At 70.7% G+C, this 16,003-nt stretch carries 16 protein-coding genes; 5 read left to right on the plus strand and 11 right to left on the minus strand.

All coding sequences use genetic code 11. The annotated features are described in order from the left end of the window. Nucleotides 1–11: 11 nt before the first annotated feature. Nucleotides 12–650 carry an HdeD family acid-resistance protein gene (locus ABIA36_RS15685; protein WP_369963466.1) on the plus strand — a complete coding sequence of 213 codons (639 nt, stop codon included), beginning with the start codon at nucleotides 12–14 and terminating at the stop codon, nucleotides 648–650. Here the strand turns inward: ABIA36_RS15685 and ABIA36_RS15690 are convergent. After that, a complete protein-coding gene (locus ABIA36_RS15690; RefSeq protein ID WP_369963467.1) occupies nucleotides 647–2,641 on the minus strand; it encodes a prolyl oligopeptidase family serine peptidase in 1,995 nt (664 codons plus the stop codon). The two genes, ABIA36_RS15685 and ABIA36_RS15690, sit on opposite strands and share 4 nt — an antisense overlap. Next, nucleotides 2,638–3,426, minus strand: a complete 789-nt coding sequence (locus ABIA36_RS15695) for an SDR family oxidoreductase (protein WP_369963468.1) — start codon at nucleotides 3,424–3,426, stop codon at nucleotides 2,638–2,640. Before ABIA36_RS15695 ends, ABIA36_RS15690 begins: the two co-directional genes overlap by 4 nt. 123 nt (nucleotides 3,427–3,549) lie before the next feature. On the opposite strand from ABIA36_RS15695, the gene ABIA36_RS15700 reads away from it, so the two are divergent. From ABIA36_RS15700 to ABIA36_RS15715, 4 genes are all read left to right on the plus strand, one after another. Then, a complete protein-coding gene (locus ABIA36_RS15700) occupies nucleotides 3,550–4,050 on the plus strand; it encodes an NfeD family protein (protein WP_369963469.1) in 501 nt (166 codons plus the stop codon). Continuing rightward, on the plus strand, nucleotides 4,047–5,045 hold the full coding sequence (locus ABIA36_RS15705; RefSeq protein ID WP_369963470.1) for an SPFH domain-containing protein: 999 nt from the start codon (nucleotides 4,047–4,049) through the stop codon (nucleotides 5,043–5,045). The genes ABIA36_RS15700 and ABIA36_RS15705 overlap by 4 nt, the downstream gene beginning before the upstream one ends. Further along, complete coding sequence (locus tag ABIA36_RS15710) at nucleotides 5,042–5,791, plus strand: glycerophosphodiester phosphodiesterase (protein ID WP_369963471.1); 750 nt, start codon at nucleotides 5,042–5,044, stop codon at nucleotides 5,789–5,791. Before ABIA36_RS15705 ends, ABIA36_RS15710 begins: the two co-directional genes overlap by 4 nt. 115 nt (nucleotides 5,792–5,906) lie before the next feature. Next, a complete protein-coding gene (locus ABIA36_RS15715) occupies nucleotides 5,907–6,278 on the plus strand; it encodes an RNA polymerase-binding protein RbpA (RefSeq protein ID WP_369963472.1) in 372 nt (123 codons plus the stop codon). A 28-nt stretch (nucleotides 6,279–6,306) separates the two neighbouring features. On the opposite strand, the gene lnt is transcribed toward ABIA36_RS15715, so the two are convergent. The 9 genes from lnt to ABIA36_RS15760 form a co-directional block, all read right to left on the minus strand. Then, complete coding sequence (gene lnt, locus ABIA36_RS15720) at nucleotides 6,307–7,908, minus strand: apolipoprotein N-acyltransferase (RefSeq protein WP_369963473.1); 1,602 nt, start codon at nucleotides 7,906–7,908, stop codon at nucleotides 6,307–6,309. Nucleotides 7,909–7,975: 67 nt separating this feature from the next. Beyond that, a complete protein-coding gene (locus ABIA36_RS15725) occupies nucleotides 7,976–10,411 on the minus strand; it encodes a DEAD/DEAH box helicase (protein ID WP_369963474.1) in 2,436 nt (811 codons plus the stop codon). A gap of 9 nt (nucleotides 10,412–10,420) precedes the next feature. Continuing rightward, on the minus strand, nucleotides 10,421–11,173 hold the full coding sequence (tatC, locus tag ABIA36_RS15730) for a twin-arginine translocase subunit TatC (protein WP_369963768.1): 753 nt from the start codon (nucleotides 11,171–11,173) through the stop codon (nucleotides 10,421–10,423). Nucleotides 11,174–11,216: 43 nt separating this feature from the next. Next, nucleotides 11,217–11,504: a Sec-independent protein translocase subunit TatA gene (tatA, locus tag ABIA36_RS15735; RefSeq protein WP_369963475.1), complete on the minus strand. Its 288-nt coding sequence runs from the start codon at nucleotides 11,502–11,504 to the stop codon at nucleotides 11,217–11,219. Between the two features lie 2 nt (nucleotides 11,505–11,506). Then, nucleotides 11,507–11,857 carry a hypothetical protein gene (locus ABIA36_RS15740; RefSeq protein ID WP_369963476.1) on the minus strand — a complete coding sequence of 117 codons (351 nt, stop codon included), beginning with the start codon at nucleotides 11,855–11,857 and terminating at the stop codon, nucleotides 11,507–11,509. 9 nt (nucleotides 11,858–11,866) lie between these two features. Continuing rightward, complete coding sequence (locus ABIA36_RS15745; protein ID WP_369963477.1) at nucleotides 11,867–12,841, minus strand: helix-turn-helix transcriptional regulator; 975 nt, start codon at nucleotides 12,839–12,841, stop codon at nucleotides 11,867–11,869. Further along, a complete protein-coding gene (locus tag ABIA36_RS15750; RefSeq protein ID WP_369963478.1) occupies nucleotides 12,834–13,883 on the minus strand; it encodes a helix-turn-helix transcriptional regulator in 1,050 nt (349 codons plus the stop codon). Before ABIA36_RS15750 ends, ABIA36_RS15745 begins: the two co-directional genes overlap by 8 nt. Before the next feature lie 20 nt (nucleotides 13,884–13,903). After that, nucleotides 13,904–14,854, minus strand: coding sequence for a peptidylprolyl isomerase (locus ABIA36_RS15755; protein WP_369963479.1), 951 nt, complete (start codon nucleotides 14,852–14,854; stop codon nucleotides 13,904–13,906). 99 nt (nucleotides 14,855–14,953) lie between these two features. Then, complete coding sequence (locus tag ABIA36_RS15760) at nucleotides 14,954–15,994, minus strand: tRNA (adenine-N1)-methyltransferase (RefSeq protein WP_369963769.1); 1,041 nt, start codon at nucleotides 15,992–15,994, stop codon at nucleotides 14,954–14,956. Nucleotides 15,995–16,003: the final 9 nt, after the last annotated feature.

The following is a 16,003-nucleotide window of genomic DNA, read 5'->3' on the forward strand; positions in this document are numbered from 1 at the left end:
AGGTGCGTGCGATGTCCTCCACCGATCCTCTCGACTCCGCCGTCCGCGACCTCTCGCTGGACGCCTCGGAGATGACCCGCTCGGCCATCAACGGAATCCGGGCCGTGCTCGGAGTCAGCGGCGCCGTCGCAGTGATCCTCGGCGTCGTGCTGCTGTTCTGGCCCGCCAAGACCATCGCCGTGCTGGCGATCTTCCTCGGCATCTACTTCCTCATCGCCGGCATCATGCGGCTCGGCGTCGGCATCTTCGCCCGCGGGATCGCCGGCGGCATCCGCACGCTGAACATCATCCTCGGCGTGCTGCTGGTCTTCCTCGCCCTCGTGACGCTGAAGAACGTCTCGACGGCGGCGACCGTGCTGGTGATCTTCGCCCTCGCCTTCATCGGCGTCGGCTGGATCATCGAGGGCGTGATGGCGCTGGTGGAGGCCGGGCGCGCCCGCTCCGCCGGGTGGGCGATCACCTACGGCATCCTGAGCATCATCGCGGGTCTCGTGGTGCTGTTCCTGCCGGCGTCGTCGGCCGTGTTCCTGATCCTGTTCGCCGCGATCGCGCTGATCGTGCTGGGCGTGATCGGGATCGTCCGCGCGTTCACGTTCGGGCGCGAGGTGCTCAAGACCACCGCGGCGCCCGCCGCGCCCGCGGCCGCCTAGCGGCGGGGCTTCACCGGCAGGTGCCGGTCCCACCAGTCCAGGATGATCTCGAAGCGCTCGCGACGGTGCCGCGGCCGGCCGCTGCGGCTCAGCTCGTGGTCCTCCCCCGGGAAGATCACGAGCTCCGTCTCGACGCCGCCGCGCTTCAGCGCCGCGTAGTAGCGCTCGGCCTGCCCGAGCGGGCAGCGCAGATCGCTCGACGAGTGCAGCACCAGCGTGGGCGTCCGCACGCGGTCGACCACCGCCTGCGGGCTCTGCGCCGCGATCCCGGCCGGGTCCGTGCCGGTGTACTCGTCGCTGAAGAAGCTGCCGATGTCGCTCGTGCCGATGAAGGCGGCCGGGTCGAGATAGCCGCGCTCCACGATCGCCGCGGCGAAGCGGTGGTCGTGGGCGATCGTCCACGCGGTCAGGTAGCCGCCGTAGGAGCCGCCCATCACGCCGACACGCTCGGCGTCGAGGCCCGGGGTCGCCGCGACAGCGCCGTCCAGGAAGTCGAGGACGTCCGCCAGGTCGACGGTGCCCATCCGCTGCCGGATGACGCGGCCGTGCTCCTGGCCGTAGCCGGCCGATCCGCGCGGGTTGCACATGACCACGGCATAGCCGGCCGCGGCGTACACCTGCGCCTCATCGAAGAGCGCCGCGGTGTAGGCCGCGAACGGACCGCCGTGGATGTTGAGCAGCACGGGATGCGGACCTGCCCCCTCCGGTGCCACGACCCAGCCGTGGATCGGGTAGCCGTCCCGTCCGGTCACCGTGAGCTCACGCGGCGCGATCACGCCGGCCGCACGCAGCTCGCGGGAGAAGTCGGTGAGGCGCCGGACACCGTCGTCGTCGATCACGGCGACGTCGCCCGCGGTGGCGGCGTCGGAGACGCTCGCCACGATGGTCCCGCCCGCCGTGCCGACGCCGTTGACCACGGTCGCGTCGTCGGTGAGCCGGCGGGAGGCCCCGTCGGCGTTCACCTCGGTGAGGGTGAGGACGCCGCGGCGGCGGTCGCACACCAGCACGCTGTCGTCGCGGAACGCGACGATGTCCGACTCGGTGAGGTCGACCGTCTCCGGATCGGTCAGCCGGCGCGGCTCGGCGCCCGGGCGGTCGATCACGAAGAGTGCCGTGTTCTTCGCCACGAAGTCGCGGCCGCTCGGCCCCACATCCTGCGCGCTGAAGTAGAGGGCGCCGTTCAGACCGTAGGCGACGGCCACCACCGAGAAGTCGCCGTGCTCCCCCGTCGCGTCGGAGGGCTCCCGGCCGCCGTCCACCGGGACCAGGAAGACGTTCGAGCGCAGGTCGTCGTCCCGGCTGTCGTGCCGAGACGACACGAACGCCAGGGTCGAGCCGTCCGGCGAGAACGCGATGGTCGAGTCGTCCCAGTCCCCGCTCGTCAGCGCGCGCGGCGTCGCGACGGACGGCGCCGGGCTGCTCGAGCCGTCGGCCTCCGCGATCGGCGACACGGGAGGCTCCGCCCAGACGTCCGGCACGGACACGAGGTACACGTGCGAGCGCCGGTCGGTGATGTAGCCGAGTCCGTTGGCCTGATATTTCAGTGTGTCGATGCGCCGGGCGGGCTCCCCGTTCGGGTCGATGCCCTCCACCGTGCCGTAGCGCCCCTGCTCGGGATCGCGGCTGACGAAGGCCAGCGAGCGGCCGTCCGGCGACCAGGCGAACTCGGTCACGCCCAGCTTGCGGTCGGTGGCGACGACCGGCTCACCGCCCGCGGCGTCCACCACCATGAGCTGGGAGGGCGCCTTCGGACCGCCGCGCAGGAACGCGATCAGGCGGCCGTCCGGCGAGAACTTCGGCGCGCTGTCCCGGAAGCCGCGCGTGAGCCGACGCGGCGCGCCGTGCCCGGACAGCGGGACGTTCCAGAGCTGGCCGACGGTCGCGTCGGCGGCGAGCGACGGGTGCGTGACCGAGACGACGGCGCGGCCGCCCCCCGGATGGACCGTGGGACGGGAGACCCCGGTCAGGAGCTCCAGGTCGGCGGGCCTCATTCGCTGATCGGCTCGAAGCTGGAGACGTCCCCGACGAGGCGGGTGTGGTCGGCGGGGATCGGGTCGACGACCGCCGACGCGACCTCGGCGGCGAACTCGCCGACGTTGTAGAGGCGGCCGGCGGCCTCCTTGCGGGCGTCGATCGCGCCCGGGTTCAGGCGGTTGAGCAGCGTCGCGGTGATGGTGCCCTCGATCATGTCGCCGGACACCACGACGAACTCGACGCCCTGCGCGTCCAGTTCGGGGAGCAGCCTGCGCAGCGCGTCCTCCCCCGCCCGCTTGCTGAGCGCGACCGCCTCGTACTCCGGCATGGTCGGCGTGGAGCGGATGAAGTGCGCCTGGTGGCTGGTGACGAACACGACGCGGGAGCCCGGGGCCATCAGCGGCAGCGCCGCGGTCAGGACGTTCACCTGCGCGTCCCGGTTGAGCTGCATGGCGTAGTCCTCGGCCATGCCGGACTCCATGCCGCCGGAGGCGTTCAGGACCAGGATGTCGAGGCCGCCCCACTCCGCGGCGACGGTCTCGAACAGCGCGGCGACCGACGCCGGCTCGGTCAGGTCGGCGCCCACGGTGATCGCCGTGCCGCCCTGCGCGCGGATCGCGTCGGCCAGCTTGACGGCGCGCGCCTCCTTGTTGCGGTAGTTGATCGCGACCGCGGCGCCGGCGTCGGCCAGGTACTGCACCGTGTCGGCGCCGATGCCGCGCGACGAACCGGTGACGAGGGCGCGTTTGCCGGTGAGGCTGCCCGGCTCGAGCGGGCTGGCGGACGCGGAAGCGTTGGACACGGGTACTCCTAGAGCGTTGGACGACACGGCTTTCTGAGACTACCAAGTGCGTTCCGTCAGGTGGGCCGCGGGAATGCTAGCGTTCTAGCAAGTACATAGTGATGTGTAGAGAGGGGGCGGCTCATGGACATCGCGTCCTTCGCCTGGATCGCCTGGCTCGTCCTCATCCTCGTGTTCGTGATCATCGAGATGCTGACGCTGGACTTCGTCTTCCTCATGATCGCGATCGGCAGCCTGGGCGGCCTGATCGCCGGACTGCTCGGCGCACCGTGGTGGTTGCAGCTCATCATCGCGGCCGCGCTCTCGGTGGTCCTGGTGTTCTTCATCCGGCCGCCGCTCCTGCACCGGCTCAAGCGCGGCGGCGACCCCACCAAGAGCAACGTGGACGCGCTGATCGGGATGAACGGCGTCGTCGTCTCGACGGTCTCGCGCACCGCGGGGCTGGTCAAGCTCGCCGTCGGGGAGACCTGGACCGCGCGGCTCTCGCCCGCGCAGTCCGGCCCCTCCGAACTGGTGCCGGGCGAGCACGTCATCGTCCTGAGCATCGAGGGCGCGACAGCCGTCGTCGCCCCGTCACCGGTGTCGGCGGGAGCCGGCGACCTCACCGAGAGGAGCCTGACGTGACCGACGTCACCCAGCTCGTCGTGACCATCGTGGTCTCGGTCATCATCCTGGTGATCGCGATCTTCGTGCTGGTCACGCTGTTCCGCGCCATCCGGATCATCCCGCAGGCGCGGGCCGGTGTCGTCGAGCGGCTCGGCCGGTACCACAAGACGCTCACCCCCGGCCTCAACGTCGTCGTGCCCTTCATCGACAAGGTGCGGCCGCTCATCGACCTCCGCGAGCAGGTCGTCTCCTTCCCGCCGCAGCCGGTCATCACCGAGGACAACCTGGTCGTCTCCATCGACACGGTGGTGTACTTCCAGGTCACCGACGCCCGCGCCGCGACGTACGAGATCGCCAACTACCTCGGCGCCGTGGAGCAGCTCACCACGACCACGCTGCGTAACGTGGTCGGCGGCCTGAACCTCGAGGCCGCCCTGACCAGCCGCGACAACATCAACGGCCAGCTCCGCCTGGTGCTCGACGAGGCCACCGGCAAGTGGGGCATCCGAGTATCCCGCGTCGAGCTGAAGGCGATCGACCCGCCCGTGTCCATCCAGGACTCGATGGAGAAGCAGATGCGCGCCGAGCGCGACCGTCGTGCGCTGATCCTGACGGCCGAGGGCACGAAGCAGTCCGAGATCCTCAACGCGGAGGGCCTGCGGCAGGCCTCGATCCTCAAGGCGGAGGGCGACGCGAAGGCGGCCGTGCTCCGCGCCGAGGGCGAGGCGAAGGCGATCACCACCGTCTTCGGCGCCATCCACGAGGGGAACCCGGACAACCTGCTGCTGGCGTACCAGTACCTGCAGACCCTGCCGAAGCTCGCCGAGGGCAGTGCGAACAAGCTCTGGGTCATCCCGAGCGAGCTCACGGAGGCGCTAAAGGGCATCGGCCAGGCGTTCGGGCCGAAGGAGGCGGCCGCCGCTCCGCCGAGCGGCGCTACTCCCCCGCTCGCCGCGCCGCCCGTTCCTCCGGCCGCTCCCCCGCACATTCCTCCGGCCGCTCCGCGGGCGTGACGTTCCTCGACGGGCCGCGGCCGCGCATCATCGCGCACCGCGGCCTGGCGCTGGACGCCCCGGAGAACACGCTGCTCGCCTTCCTGAAGGCGCTGAGCGCGGGCGCGACGCACCTGGAGACCGACGTGCACGCGTCGGCCGACGGGGAAGCCGTCGTCAGCCACGACCCCGACCTGACCCGGGTGGCCGGACGGGACGTGCGTGTGGAACAGCTCACTCTGAGCGAGCTGCGGCGCATCCCGCTCGGCGAAGGCCAGTCGTTCTGCTCGCTGGCGGAGGCGCTGGACGCCTTCCCGCACGCCCGGTTCAACATCGACATCAAGGACGAGCGAGCGGCGGCCCCGGCCGCCGCCGCGATCGTGAAGACCCGCGCCCCCGATCGCGTCCTCCTGACGAGCTTCTCCGCGGCGCGCAGGAAGGCCGCCACCTCCGCACTGCCGGAGGTCGCCGTGTCGCCCTCTGTGACGGAGTTCGTGCCCGCGCTGCTGGGCTCGAAGCTCGGTCTCGGCCCGCTCACCCGCCGCGCGCTCAGCGGGTTCGCCGCCGTCCAGATCCCGGAACGTCGCGGCCCGGTGCGCCTCGTCACCTCCCGCACCGTCCGCGCGATCCACGCCGCCGGAGCCGAGGTGCACGTGTGGACGGTCGACGAACCCGCCGAGATGACCCGGCTGCTCGCCCTGGGAGTCGACGGTATTGTCACCAACCGCTGCGACCTCTTGAAAGCCCTGGTCGAAGCAGGAAACTGACGCTCTCGCCTTTACTGACGCTGTGAGGCCACTGAGAGAAGGGGAGGCGCGGAAAGAGAATCCCCAGCTTGCTGGTTTATAACTGTGAGGATTCGCGCGAAGAGGAGACCACACGATGGCAGATCGCAGTTTGCGCGGAATGAGGCTTGGCGCCCAGAGCTTACAAAGCGAAGAAGGCGTCGTCTACTCTCCGCGTTCCCGTTACACGTACCTGTGCCCCGATTGCGGCAAGGAGACCGAAATGGTCTTCTCCGCCGAGGCCGAGCCTCCCAGTGGCTGGGAGTGCAAGCACTGCGGCCACGAGGCCCGCTTGCTGGTCGACGACAAGCCCGTCGAGATCGACCACTCGGACGTCAAGACGCCGCGCAGCCACTGGGACATGCTCCTGGAGCGTCGCACCCGGGCCGAGCTCGAAGAGCTCCTCGAGGAGCGGCTGCAGTACCTGCGCGCACGCCGCGGGACGACCGAGCACAAGCACACTGCCTGACCGGTCGCACCCCGTTTTAAAGCCGCTCTCACCGTTCCGGCGGGAGCGGCTTTCTCGTGTCCGGAGTCGGCAGGCTGCGCGAGAACGCCGCCACCAGGAGGCCGAACAGTCCGAGGCCCGCGACCAGGAACTCGATGCCGCGGCTGAGCAGCGTCGCCGGCGTCGTCGTCGTGCCGAGCGGCACGTCCGCGACCATGTGACCGGGCGTGAACGGCGGGATCATGGTGATCGTCCTGCCGTCGGGCCCGACGATCTGGCTGCTGCCGACCGTGGAGATGTTGACCAGCGCGCGCCCGGACTCGATCGCGCGCAGCCGGGCGATCGCGAGCTGCTGCTCGTTCTCGTCGGTCTTGCCGAAGTCGGCGTTGTTGGTCTGCGCCAGGATGACCTGCGCCCCGTCGTTCATCATGTCGGTCAGGAGCTGATCGTCGACGATGTCGAAGCAGATCGAGATGCCGGCGCGCACTCCCCCGACGTCGAACACGTTGTCGCGCGTGCCCGGCGTGTAGTCGCGGCCGATGAGGTCGATGAGCGATGGCGCGAACGGCCGCCAGAACGCCCGGTCCGGCACGTACTCGCCGAACGGCACGGGGTGCTTCTTGTCGTAGTAGTCGACGGCGCCCTTGCCTGCCTCCCACTGCAGCGAAGTGTTGAAGATCTTGCCGTCGCGGGAGGTGATCGTCCCGACGATGAAGGGCGCGCCGAACTTGCGGCTCAAGGCGTCGAGGACGGAGGCCGAGCCCGGGTCGCGGGTGGGGTCCGGCTGGGCGGCGCCCTCCGGCCAGACCACCATGTCGAGCTTCTTGTCGCCCGTGGACTGCGACGCCGGGATCCTCAGCGTCTCGGTGATCTGGGTGTCCAGCACCGCACCCTCCGGAGCGTTGTCGAAGTAGCCGGCCGGTCCGTTGCCCTGCACAGCGGCGATCCGCGTGGTGCCGTGCGTCGTCGCCGGCCAGGACGGCACCGCCAGCACCACGGCGATCGCGCCGGCCGCGACCGCGCCGCGCACGAGAGCGCGCACGTCCACGGCGAAGAACAGCTCGATCAGGAGCGCGACCAGCCAGACCATGACGAAGCCGAGGCCGGAGATGCCGAGCCACGCGACGAGCGGGGCGTAGGGGCTGAGCGACTGCGACTCGGCCACCCGGCCCCAGGAGAAGCCTCCGTACGGCCAGTTGCCGGTCACGTACTCCCGCAGCACCCAGAGGCCGGCGACGACCACCGGCACCATCCCGAGCCGGCCGGCGATACCCGGCCACGCCTTGGGCACCCAGCGGTAGGCCAGCGTGAGCAGGACACCGCCGGCGCCCCAGAACAGCGCCTCCAGGGTCGAGAGCGCGATCCACGGCACCGGGCCGAGGTAGAGCGACGTCCAGGAGACGTGCACCAGGTAGAACGCCTCGCCGGCGAGCCAGCCGACCAGGAAGGCGTTCCCGGCGGTCCGGCCGCGCTGGGCGAGCAGGACCATCCCGATGCCGACGAAGGTCAGCGGCCAGAGGTTCTGGCCCGGGAAGCCGGCGGCGAGGACGGGACCTGCGCCGATCGCGACGAGGACCGCGAGCCACAGTGGCAGAGGAGCGGGCGGCAGGGCCGCACGGCGCTGGCGGCGGGCGCGCGGCGTTCGGGTCACGAAGGGAGAGCTTAAGGCATCGCGCTCTGCGGCTTTCACAGCCACGTCGTCAGGCACGGCCGCCCCCTCACGCCACAGCAGAGTAGGCGACGATGCCGCGGCGGATCGACTCCAGCGCCTGCCGTGCCGTGCGCCCCACGGCGCCCTGAGCGACCAGTGAGAGCTGATCGAGGAGGTCGATCGTCTGCTTCGCCCAGCGCACGAAGTCGCCGGCGGCCATGTCGGCTTCGCGCAGCACGACGTCGAGCGCTGCGCCGCGCGCCCACTGGTACATCGCCAGCGCGAGCGCCGTGGAGACGGGCTCACTGCCCGGCAGGCGGTTGTCGCGCTCCAGGTCGTCCAGCCGGGCCCACAGGTCGGTCGTGCGTTCCAGCGCCGGGCGGAAGGCGCCGCGCGGGAGGTTGCGGTCGTGCGCCAGGCCGTCGTCGCGGCGCGGCTCGAAGACCAGCGCGCACGCCATCGCGGCGAGGCTTGCGGCGTCGAGCTCCTTCCAGTACCCGCGGCGCAGGCACTCGGCGACGAGGAGGTCGCGCTCGCCGTAGATGCGCTTGAGCGTGCGGCCGTGGATGGTCAGGGCGGTCTCGCCGTCCTCCTCGGTCAGGTAGCCGAGCTCCAGCAGCACGTCCGACACCCGGTCGAAGACCTTCGCGACCGCTCCGGTGCGGGACTGGATCTGGGCGCGCAGCCGGTCGGTGTCGCGCTTGAGCTTCCACCAGCGCTCCGACCAGCGCGCGTGCTGCTCGCGGTCCGGGCAGCGGTGGCAGGGGTGCTCCCGCATCCGCTTCCGCAGCGCGGCGAGATGCCGCGGGCGCCGCTCGCGCTCGGCCTTGGAGGCGTTCTCGATCCGCTGGCCCTTCTTCTCCAGGTCGCTGAGCTCGCGGCGGATGCGCGAGTACTCGCGGAAGTCGCCGAGGTGGCACTCCATCGCCTTCTCGTACCCGGCGAGCGACTCCTCCTGCTGGCGCACCTTGCGAGCCAGGTCGACCACGGCACGGTCGGCCTGGAACTGGGCGAAGGACGACTCCAGGATCTCGCGGGTGCGCGCCCGGCCGAACTGGTCGATGAGGTTGACGGCCATGTTGTAGGTGGGCCGGAAGCTGGAGTTGAGCGGGTAGCTGCGCCGGGAGGCCAGCGAGGCGACCGACTGCGGGTCGAGGCCGTCCTCCCACTGGATGACGGAATGCCCTTCGACGTCGATCCCGCGGCGACCGGCGCGACCGGTGAGCTGGGTGTACTCCCCCGGCGTAATCGGCACGCGCGCCTCGCCGTTGAACTTCTCGAGCTTCTCCAGCACGACGGTGCGGGCCGGCATGTTGATGCCGAGCGCGAGCGTCTCGGTCGCGAACACGACCTTCACCAGCTTGCGGCGGAACAGCTCCTCCACAACTTCCTTGAAGGCCGGCAGCATGCCGGCGTGGTGGGCCGCCACGCCGCGCTCCAGGCCTTCCAGCCACTCCCAGTAGCCGAGAACCGCGAGGTCCTCGTCCAGCAGGGTGCGGCAGCGCTCCTCGACGATCGTACGGATCTCGTCGCGCTCGCGCTGCTCGGTGAGCCGCACGCCCTCGCGCAGGGTCTGGCGGACGGCGGCGTCGCAGCCGTTGCGGCTGAAGATGAAGAAGATCGCGGGCAGGAGGTTGTGCTCGTTCAGCATCCGGACGAAGTCCGCGCGGTTCATCCGGAACGTGTCGGGGCGCCCGCCGCGGGAGTGGTAGCGGCCGACGTCCCGCGCCTGCCGCCCGGAGAGCACCCGGCCGCCGTAGCGCGTCATCTGCACGAGTTCCGGGTTCACCCGGTTGGTCGCGGCCAGCCCGGACGAGTCGAACAGGTCGATCAGCTTGGTGCGCATCAGGATGTGCTGCTCCAGCGGCACCGGGCGCTCCTCGGACACCACCACGTCCGTGTCGCCGCGCACCGCCTGCAGCCAGTCGCCGAACTCCTCGGCGTTGGACACCGTGGCGCTCAGCGAGACCATCCGGACCTGCTGCGGGAGGTGGATGATGACTTCCTCCCACACGGCCCCGCGGAACCGGTCGGCCAGGTAGTGCACCTCGTCCATCACCACGTACGCCAGGTCGCCGAGCAGGTCGGAGTCCGCGTACAGCATGTTGCGCAGCACCTCGGTGGTCATCACCACGATGCGGGCGTGTGAGTTGATGTTGGTGTCACCGGTCAGCAGGCCGACCGACTCGGGCCCGTAGGCCTCCACGAACTCCTGGAACTTCTGATTGCTCAACGCCTTCATCGGCGTCGTGTAGAAGACTTTCGCGTTCGCCTCGCGCATGGCGAGGAAGACGGCGAACTCGGCGACGATGGTCTTGCCGGCGCCGGTCGGCGCCGCCACGAGCACGCTGCGGCCGTTCTCCAGGCTGGCGCACGCCTCGCGCTGGAACGGGTCGAGGTCGAACCGCAGCCCGGCCCGGAAGGTCTCCAGCAAAGGCTGCTGCGCCCGCTGCCGCGAGGCGGCGAAGCGTTCGGCCGGGGAGAGCTGCTGCTGGTCCGTCACGCGACCAGCCTATGCCGCGAGCTCGGCCTCCAGACGCATCGCCGCCTTGGCCGCGCGGCGGTCGTGCAGCCAGGCCACGCCGTAGGCGCCGAAGTAGAGCAGCACCATCGGCACGGCGAGCAGGAACATCGAGAGCACGTCGGCCGCGGGCGTCGCGATGGCCGTGAAGAGCGCGATCGCGATGATCGCCCAGCGCCAGGAGCCGATGATCGACTTGGCGCTCAGCACGCCGACGAAGTTGAGCAGCACCAGGAACACCGGCAGCACGAACGCGACGCCGACCGCGAGGACGAGCTTGGTCACGAAGTCGATGTAGGTCTTCGCGTCGATGATCGCCGCATCCTGCTCCGGGGCGAAGCTGGTCAGGAGGCTGACCATGTGCGGCACGAGCATCCAGCCCGCGACGCCGCCCGCGATGAACAGCGGAACGGCGGTGAAGAAGAAGCCGAACGCGTACTTGAGCTCTTTGCGCGTGAGCGCCGGGACGAAGAACGCCCAGATCTGCCACAGCCAGACGGGGCTGGAGACGATGATGCCGATCGTGACCGCCATCTGCATCTTCAGGTCGAAGGCGCCGGTGATGCTGCCGTAGTTGAGCAGCGCCTCGCGGCCCTGCTGCTTCGCGATCTCGGTGATCGGAGCGCGCAGCGCGTCCATGACCGGACCGGCGAGGATCCAGCCCACGACCGCGCCGACCAGGAGGCCGATCGCCGCGCGGAAGAGACGTTTACGAAGCTCGACGAAATGCTCGGCCAGCGACATCCGGCCTTCGCGGTTCTTGCCTCGCTTGGTGGAGGCCACGCAACTACTGCTTCGGCTTGGACTCGGTCGAGTCGGCGGTCGGTGCAGCGGCGGTCGGTGCAGCGGTGGTGGGCGCGGCGGTCGTGGGCGCAGCGGTGGGGGCGGCGGTCGACGCGTCGGTGTTCGCGCTGCCGTCCTTGCCGTCCTTCTTCATCTCGTCGACCTCGCCCTTGAAGATCCGCATGGACTGGCCGATGCTCTTCGCGAGGCCGGGGAGCTTGGGCGCACCGAACAGAAGGAGGATGACCGCGAGAATGATGAGCAGGTGCCATCCGGTGAGGCCGGCGAACATGATTACGTCCTTCTGTTCAAGTACGAGTAGCGGAGCGGATCCGCATTGACGAGTATTTTACCGCGCTTGACCCGCCGATCTCTGCGAGCTTGCCGTGCGACCTGACGATCGGCCACGGCCTGCTCGCGCTCTGCGCGGAGCACGTCCGCATCGGCGAAGACCGCGCTGTGAAACTCAGCGTACCGCATGTCAGCCGAGCGTTGGCTGAGGATGTCCGCTTTCGCGATCAGCGCGGCCGCCTCCCGTCCGGCGGCCATCACCTTCCGGAACAGCGACCAGGCGAAGAACGCGAGCATGCCGAGCAGGCCGAGCACCAACACGACCCAGATCACGACCCACGACCACCACGGCATGCCGTGAGCCTAACGGTAGCGATCGGCGCCCGCACGCGCCCATTCGGCGACGAGCCGGCGGGCCTCGGGCGGGTCGAGCACGGTGAGCACCCCGGCGAGGCCGGCGACCAGGCGCTTCAGGCCGTGGAAGTGTGCCACGCGCACGCTGGTGCGGATGACGCCGTCGCGCTCCTGCCGCGCCGCGCCCTCCGGGATGTAGTCCTCGATGAGCGGGATCGCGGAGGCGGAGACCTCGACGGTGACGAGCTGGTCCTCCGGTGTGCCCTCGAAGAGCGTCTCAGGCAGCTTGAGGTCGCCCGGCCGGTAGGTGATCGGCTCCGCGGTGGCCACCAGGCCGTCGATGCGGTCGAGGCGGAAGGTGCGGATCGCGGTGCGCAGGTGGTCCCAGCCGCGCAGGTACCAGTCCTGGTCGGCGGACTCGACCCGCAGCGGGTCCACCCGGCGGCGCTCGCGCTCGCCGCGGGAGTTGAGGTAGTCGAACTCGAGCTGGGTGCCGGCGATGACGGCGTCCCGGATGGTCGCGAGCGCCTCGTCCGACTCCGACCGGGCGACCGCGACCTGGCTGGGCGCGGCCGACGCGCCGCGGGCCAGCTTGGCCATCAGCGAGCCGATCACGTCGCGGTCGGCGTTCTCCGGCAGCGCCGTGAGGTACTGGAGTCCGGCGATGAGCGCCGCGGCCTCCCGCGCCGAGAACCGGGGAGAGTCGTCGATCGCCACCTGGTGGGTCAGGACGATGCGGTCGTTCTCCTCGAAGTCGTCCCAGGAGATGTCGAACAGGTCGCCCGGCTGGTAGGCGTTCGTCTCCCCCGGGATACCGGAGACGGCGATGAGCCGCACGGCGTCGCGCATGCTCTCCTCGTCCACGCCGAAGTGCTCGGCCGCCTCGGCGACGGTCACCCGGTCGCGGTCCATCAGATACGGGACCAGCGCGAGCAGGAACGCCAGCTTGTCCTGCGCCTGCATCGGCCGCCTGCGCTCAGCCACGGGCCGGCTCCTCCCCCGCGCCCGGCGCGCCTTCGTGCGCCTCGGCGACCGCCACCAGCCGCTCGACCACCTTGGTGCGCAGCTCCTCGGGCGACAGCACCAGCACCTCCGGCCCGAAGGCCGCGAGCTGGTCGGCGAGGATGTTGATGTCCGAGAAGTTGACCGTCAGCCGGAAGGCCGCGCCCTCGTGCTGAGCCGGCACGGCGTCGCCGTAGCGCTTGCGCAGGCGGGTCGCGGCGTCGGTGCCGGCCGTCACCTCGATCTCGGCGACGTTCGCGGCCCAGATGGCCTCCAGGTCCGCCAGCGCCCGCGCGGCGAAGTCGTCGCCCTCCGGAGTGAAGGTGCGGTTGGTGACCTTGACCGGACCGACCATGCGCGACAGCAGGAAGGTGCGTGAGCCGCCGGCCTCCTGGTCGATGCCCTGCAGGTGCCAGCGGCCCTGGTGCTGCACGAGCGCGAGCGGCGCCACCGTGCGCACGCGCGACGCGCTCTCGCCGGGCTTGAGGTACGGGAACTGCACGATCGCGTGGCGCTCCAGCGCCTGGCTGAGCGGGTCGAAGGCGCTCTCGCGCGCGCGCAGCCGCGGGGCGTAGCCGACCACCGGTTCGTCGGCCTCCACGCCGAGCGAGCGCAGCTTCATCAGCGCGCGGCGCGACTCCCCGGACAGCGAGCCCTCGCGCCAGACCGTGGCGGCGAGGCCGAGCAGGGTGATCTCCTCCGGCGAGAACACCACGTCGGCAGGGAGGTCGTACGCGCCCTTCGGGATGCGGTAGCGCAGGAGCTGGTTGTTGCCGGCGGCCTCCGGCGACTCCACCGTCTCCAGGGGGACGCCCAGCTCGCGGATGTCGTCCTTGTCGCGCTCGAACTGGCGCTCCAGGCTGCTGTTGTCGCCGTGCGCCTCATAGCGCTGGCGGTAGCCCTGGACGGTCGAGAGGATCTCGTTCTTCGTCAGGCCGTTCTCGGTCGCGAGCAGCGCCAGCACGAGGCTGAAGAGACGCTCCTCGACCGGGACGCGCGCGGGCGAAGACGAGGATCGGGGCACCCGACCATCCTAGTCGCGACTCAGCGGACGCCGAGGATGTCGACCACCCAGGCCTGCGCGTCGAAGTTGCTGTCCTTCGGCGTCTCGATCACGAGCTGGGAGCCCACCTTGTGGCCCACGAGCTGCCCCAGCATCGACTGCGGGAGGGCCGTCACGTTGTCGTTGTTCTGGATCTGGAGCTGGCCGGTCGACATGTTGACGAGTCCGGGGCCGCCGTTGCTCCAGCTCTTCGTGGTGACGGTCTTGGAGTTCCAGCCGACCGCCGTGTACTGCAGCGTGACGATGCTCTCCTTCTTGACCGTGGCACCCTCTCCGGCCTTGAGGACCTCGCTGCGGACCGCGGTGGGCGCGCCACCCGAGGACGGGATGGTGACGCCGGGCTGGCCGGTCGGGGCCAGGACCACGGTCGGGAAGCCCGACACGGAGGGTCGCACATCCCCATTGGCCGCGGAGAGCGACGTGTGGAGGATGTCGAAGACGAAGATCTGCGTCGAGCCGGCCCCGGCCGCCTCCGACCCGTTGTCCTTGGGCGAGACGGCGACCGAGACGCGCGATCCGACGGTGGTGCACTGCAGCCCCCGGGAGATCGCGCCGGTGACGCCGCTCGCCGAGGGGTCGAGCGGGAGCACGACGGCGCTGCCGCCGTAGCCGCTGCCGGCGACCTGGCCGCTCTGGCCGTCGAACTGGGTGTAGCCCAGCTCCACCAGCTGACCGGCGTGCACCGTCGTGCCGGAGCCCTGGGTGAGCACCGTGCGCTCCGACGTAGGCGCGTCGATGGGGGACGGAAGCGTGACCTTCGGCTTCTCGCCGACCTTGCCGCTCGCGCTGACCAGATCCGACGCCTGGCCGCTCTTCAGGGCGGAGCCGCAGTCGGCGTTCGGGTTGGACGAACATCCGGTCAGCGCCGCGGCGGCGATGCCGACGACGATGAGGGCGACGGACGATCTTCCGAGTGCGGTAACTCTGCGCACGGGTCCTCTTTCGATGCGAGCGGTGGGGCGATGCGAGCGGTGGGGTTCGATGCGAACGGTCAGGCGCGCCAGCCGGCGCGCCTCACGACCTCATCCATGCTAGTCGACGTGCGGGTCGCGCTCGTCACCGGGCGCCTCGGCGCCGGCCGCTCCCTCCGTGCCGCCCTCGCGGGCGAGCGTCGCGCTGGCCTCGGCCTCCCGCATGCGCTTGCGCAGGCTCTTCGGGCTGGACTGGCGCTCGCCCAGGGCGCCGGGCGTCCAGGCCTCGACGTCGGCGTCGTCGTAGTCGCTCTTCGACGGCCGGCGCTTGAGCTCGGGGAGGACGGTGTCCGGCGCGAGCCGGCGCGCGGTGATGAGGAAGCCGGTGTGCGCGATCATCCGGTGGTCGGGGCGGACGGCGAGGCCCTCCACGTGCCAGCCGCGGACCATCGTCTCGCTGGACTGCGGGTGCGTGTAGTGGCCGGTCGCGCGGATCGCCTCGGCGACGCGGGAGAGCTGCGTGACGGTCGCGACGTAGCAGAGCACCACGCCGCCGGGCTTGAGCGCGGCCGTGACGGCGTCCAGGGTCTCCCACGGCGCGAGCATGTCGAGTACGACCCGGTCGACGCTCGCGGGCTCGACGGCGGCGGTCAGCTCCTCCTGGAGGTCGCCGACGGTGACGGTCCAGTTCTGCGGGTCGCTGCCGAGGAAGGTCGCGGCGTTCGCGCGCGCGACGTCGGCGAACTCCTCGCGGCGCTCGAACGACAGCAGCCGGCCCTCCGGGCCGATCGCACGGAGCAGCCAGAGCGAGAGGGCGCCGGAGCCGACGCCGGCCTCCACGACGGTCGCTCCGGGGAAGATGTCGGCCAGCGCGAGGATCTGCGCGGCGTCCTTCGGGTAGATGATCGCCGCGCCGCGCGGCATCGACATCACGAAGTCGTTGAGCAGCGGGCGCAGCGCCAGGTGCTCGACGCCGGCGTTGTTGACGACCACGGAGCCGTCGGGCAGGCCGATGATGGCGTCGTGCGCGAGCACGCCGCGGTGGCTGTGGAAGAGCTTGCCCGGCTCCAGCGTGATCGTGTTCATCCGGCCCTTGGGTCCGGTGAGCTGGACGCGGTCCCCCACCCGGAACGGGCCGGAATTCCTGCGACCTTCGCTCATCGTGCTGTC

The sequence above is a fragment of the Leifsonia sp. EB34 genome, assembly GCF_041260585.1.
Classification (GTDB): domain Bacteria; phylum Actinomycetota; class Actinomycetes; order Actinomycetales; family Microbacteriaceae; genus Leifsonia.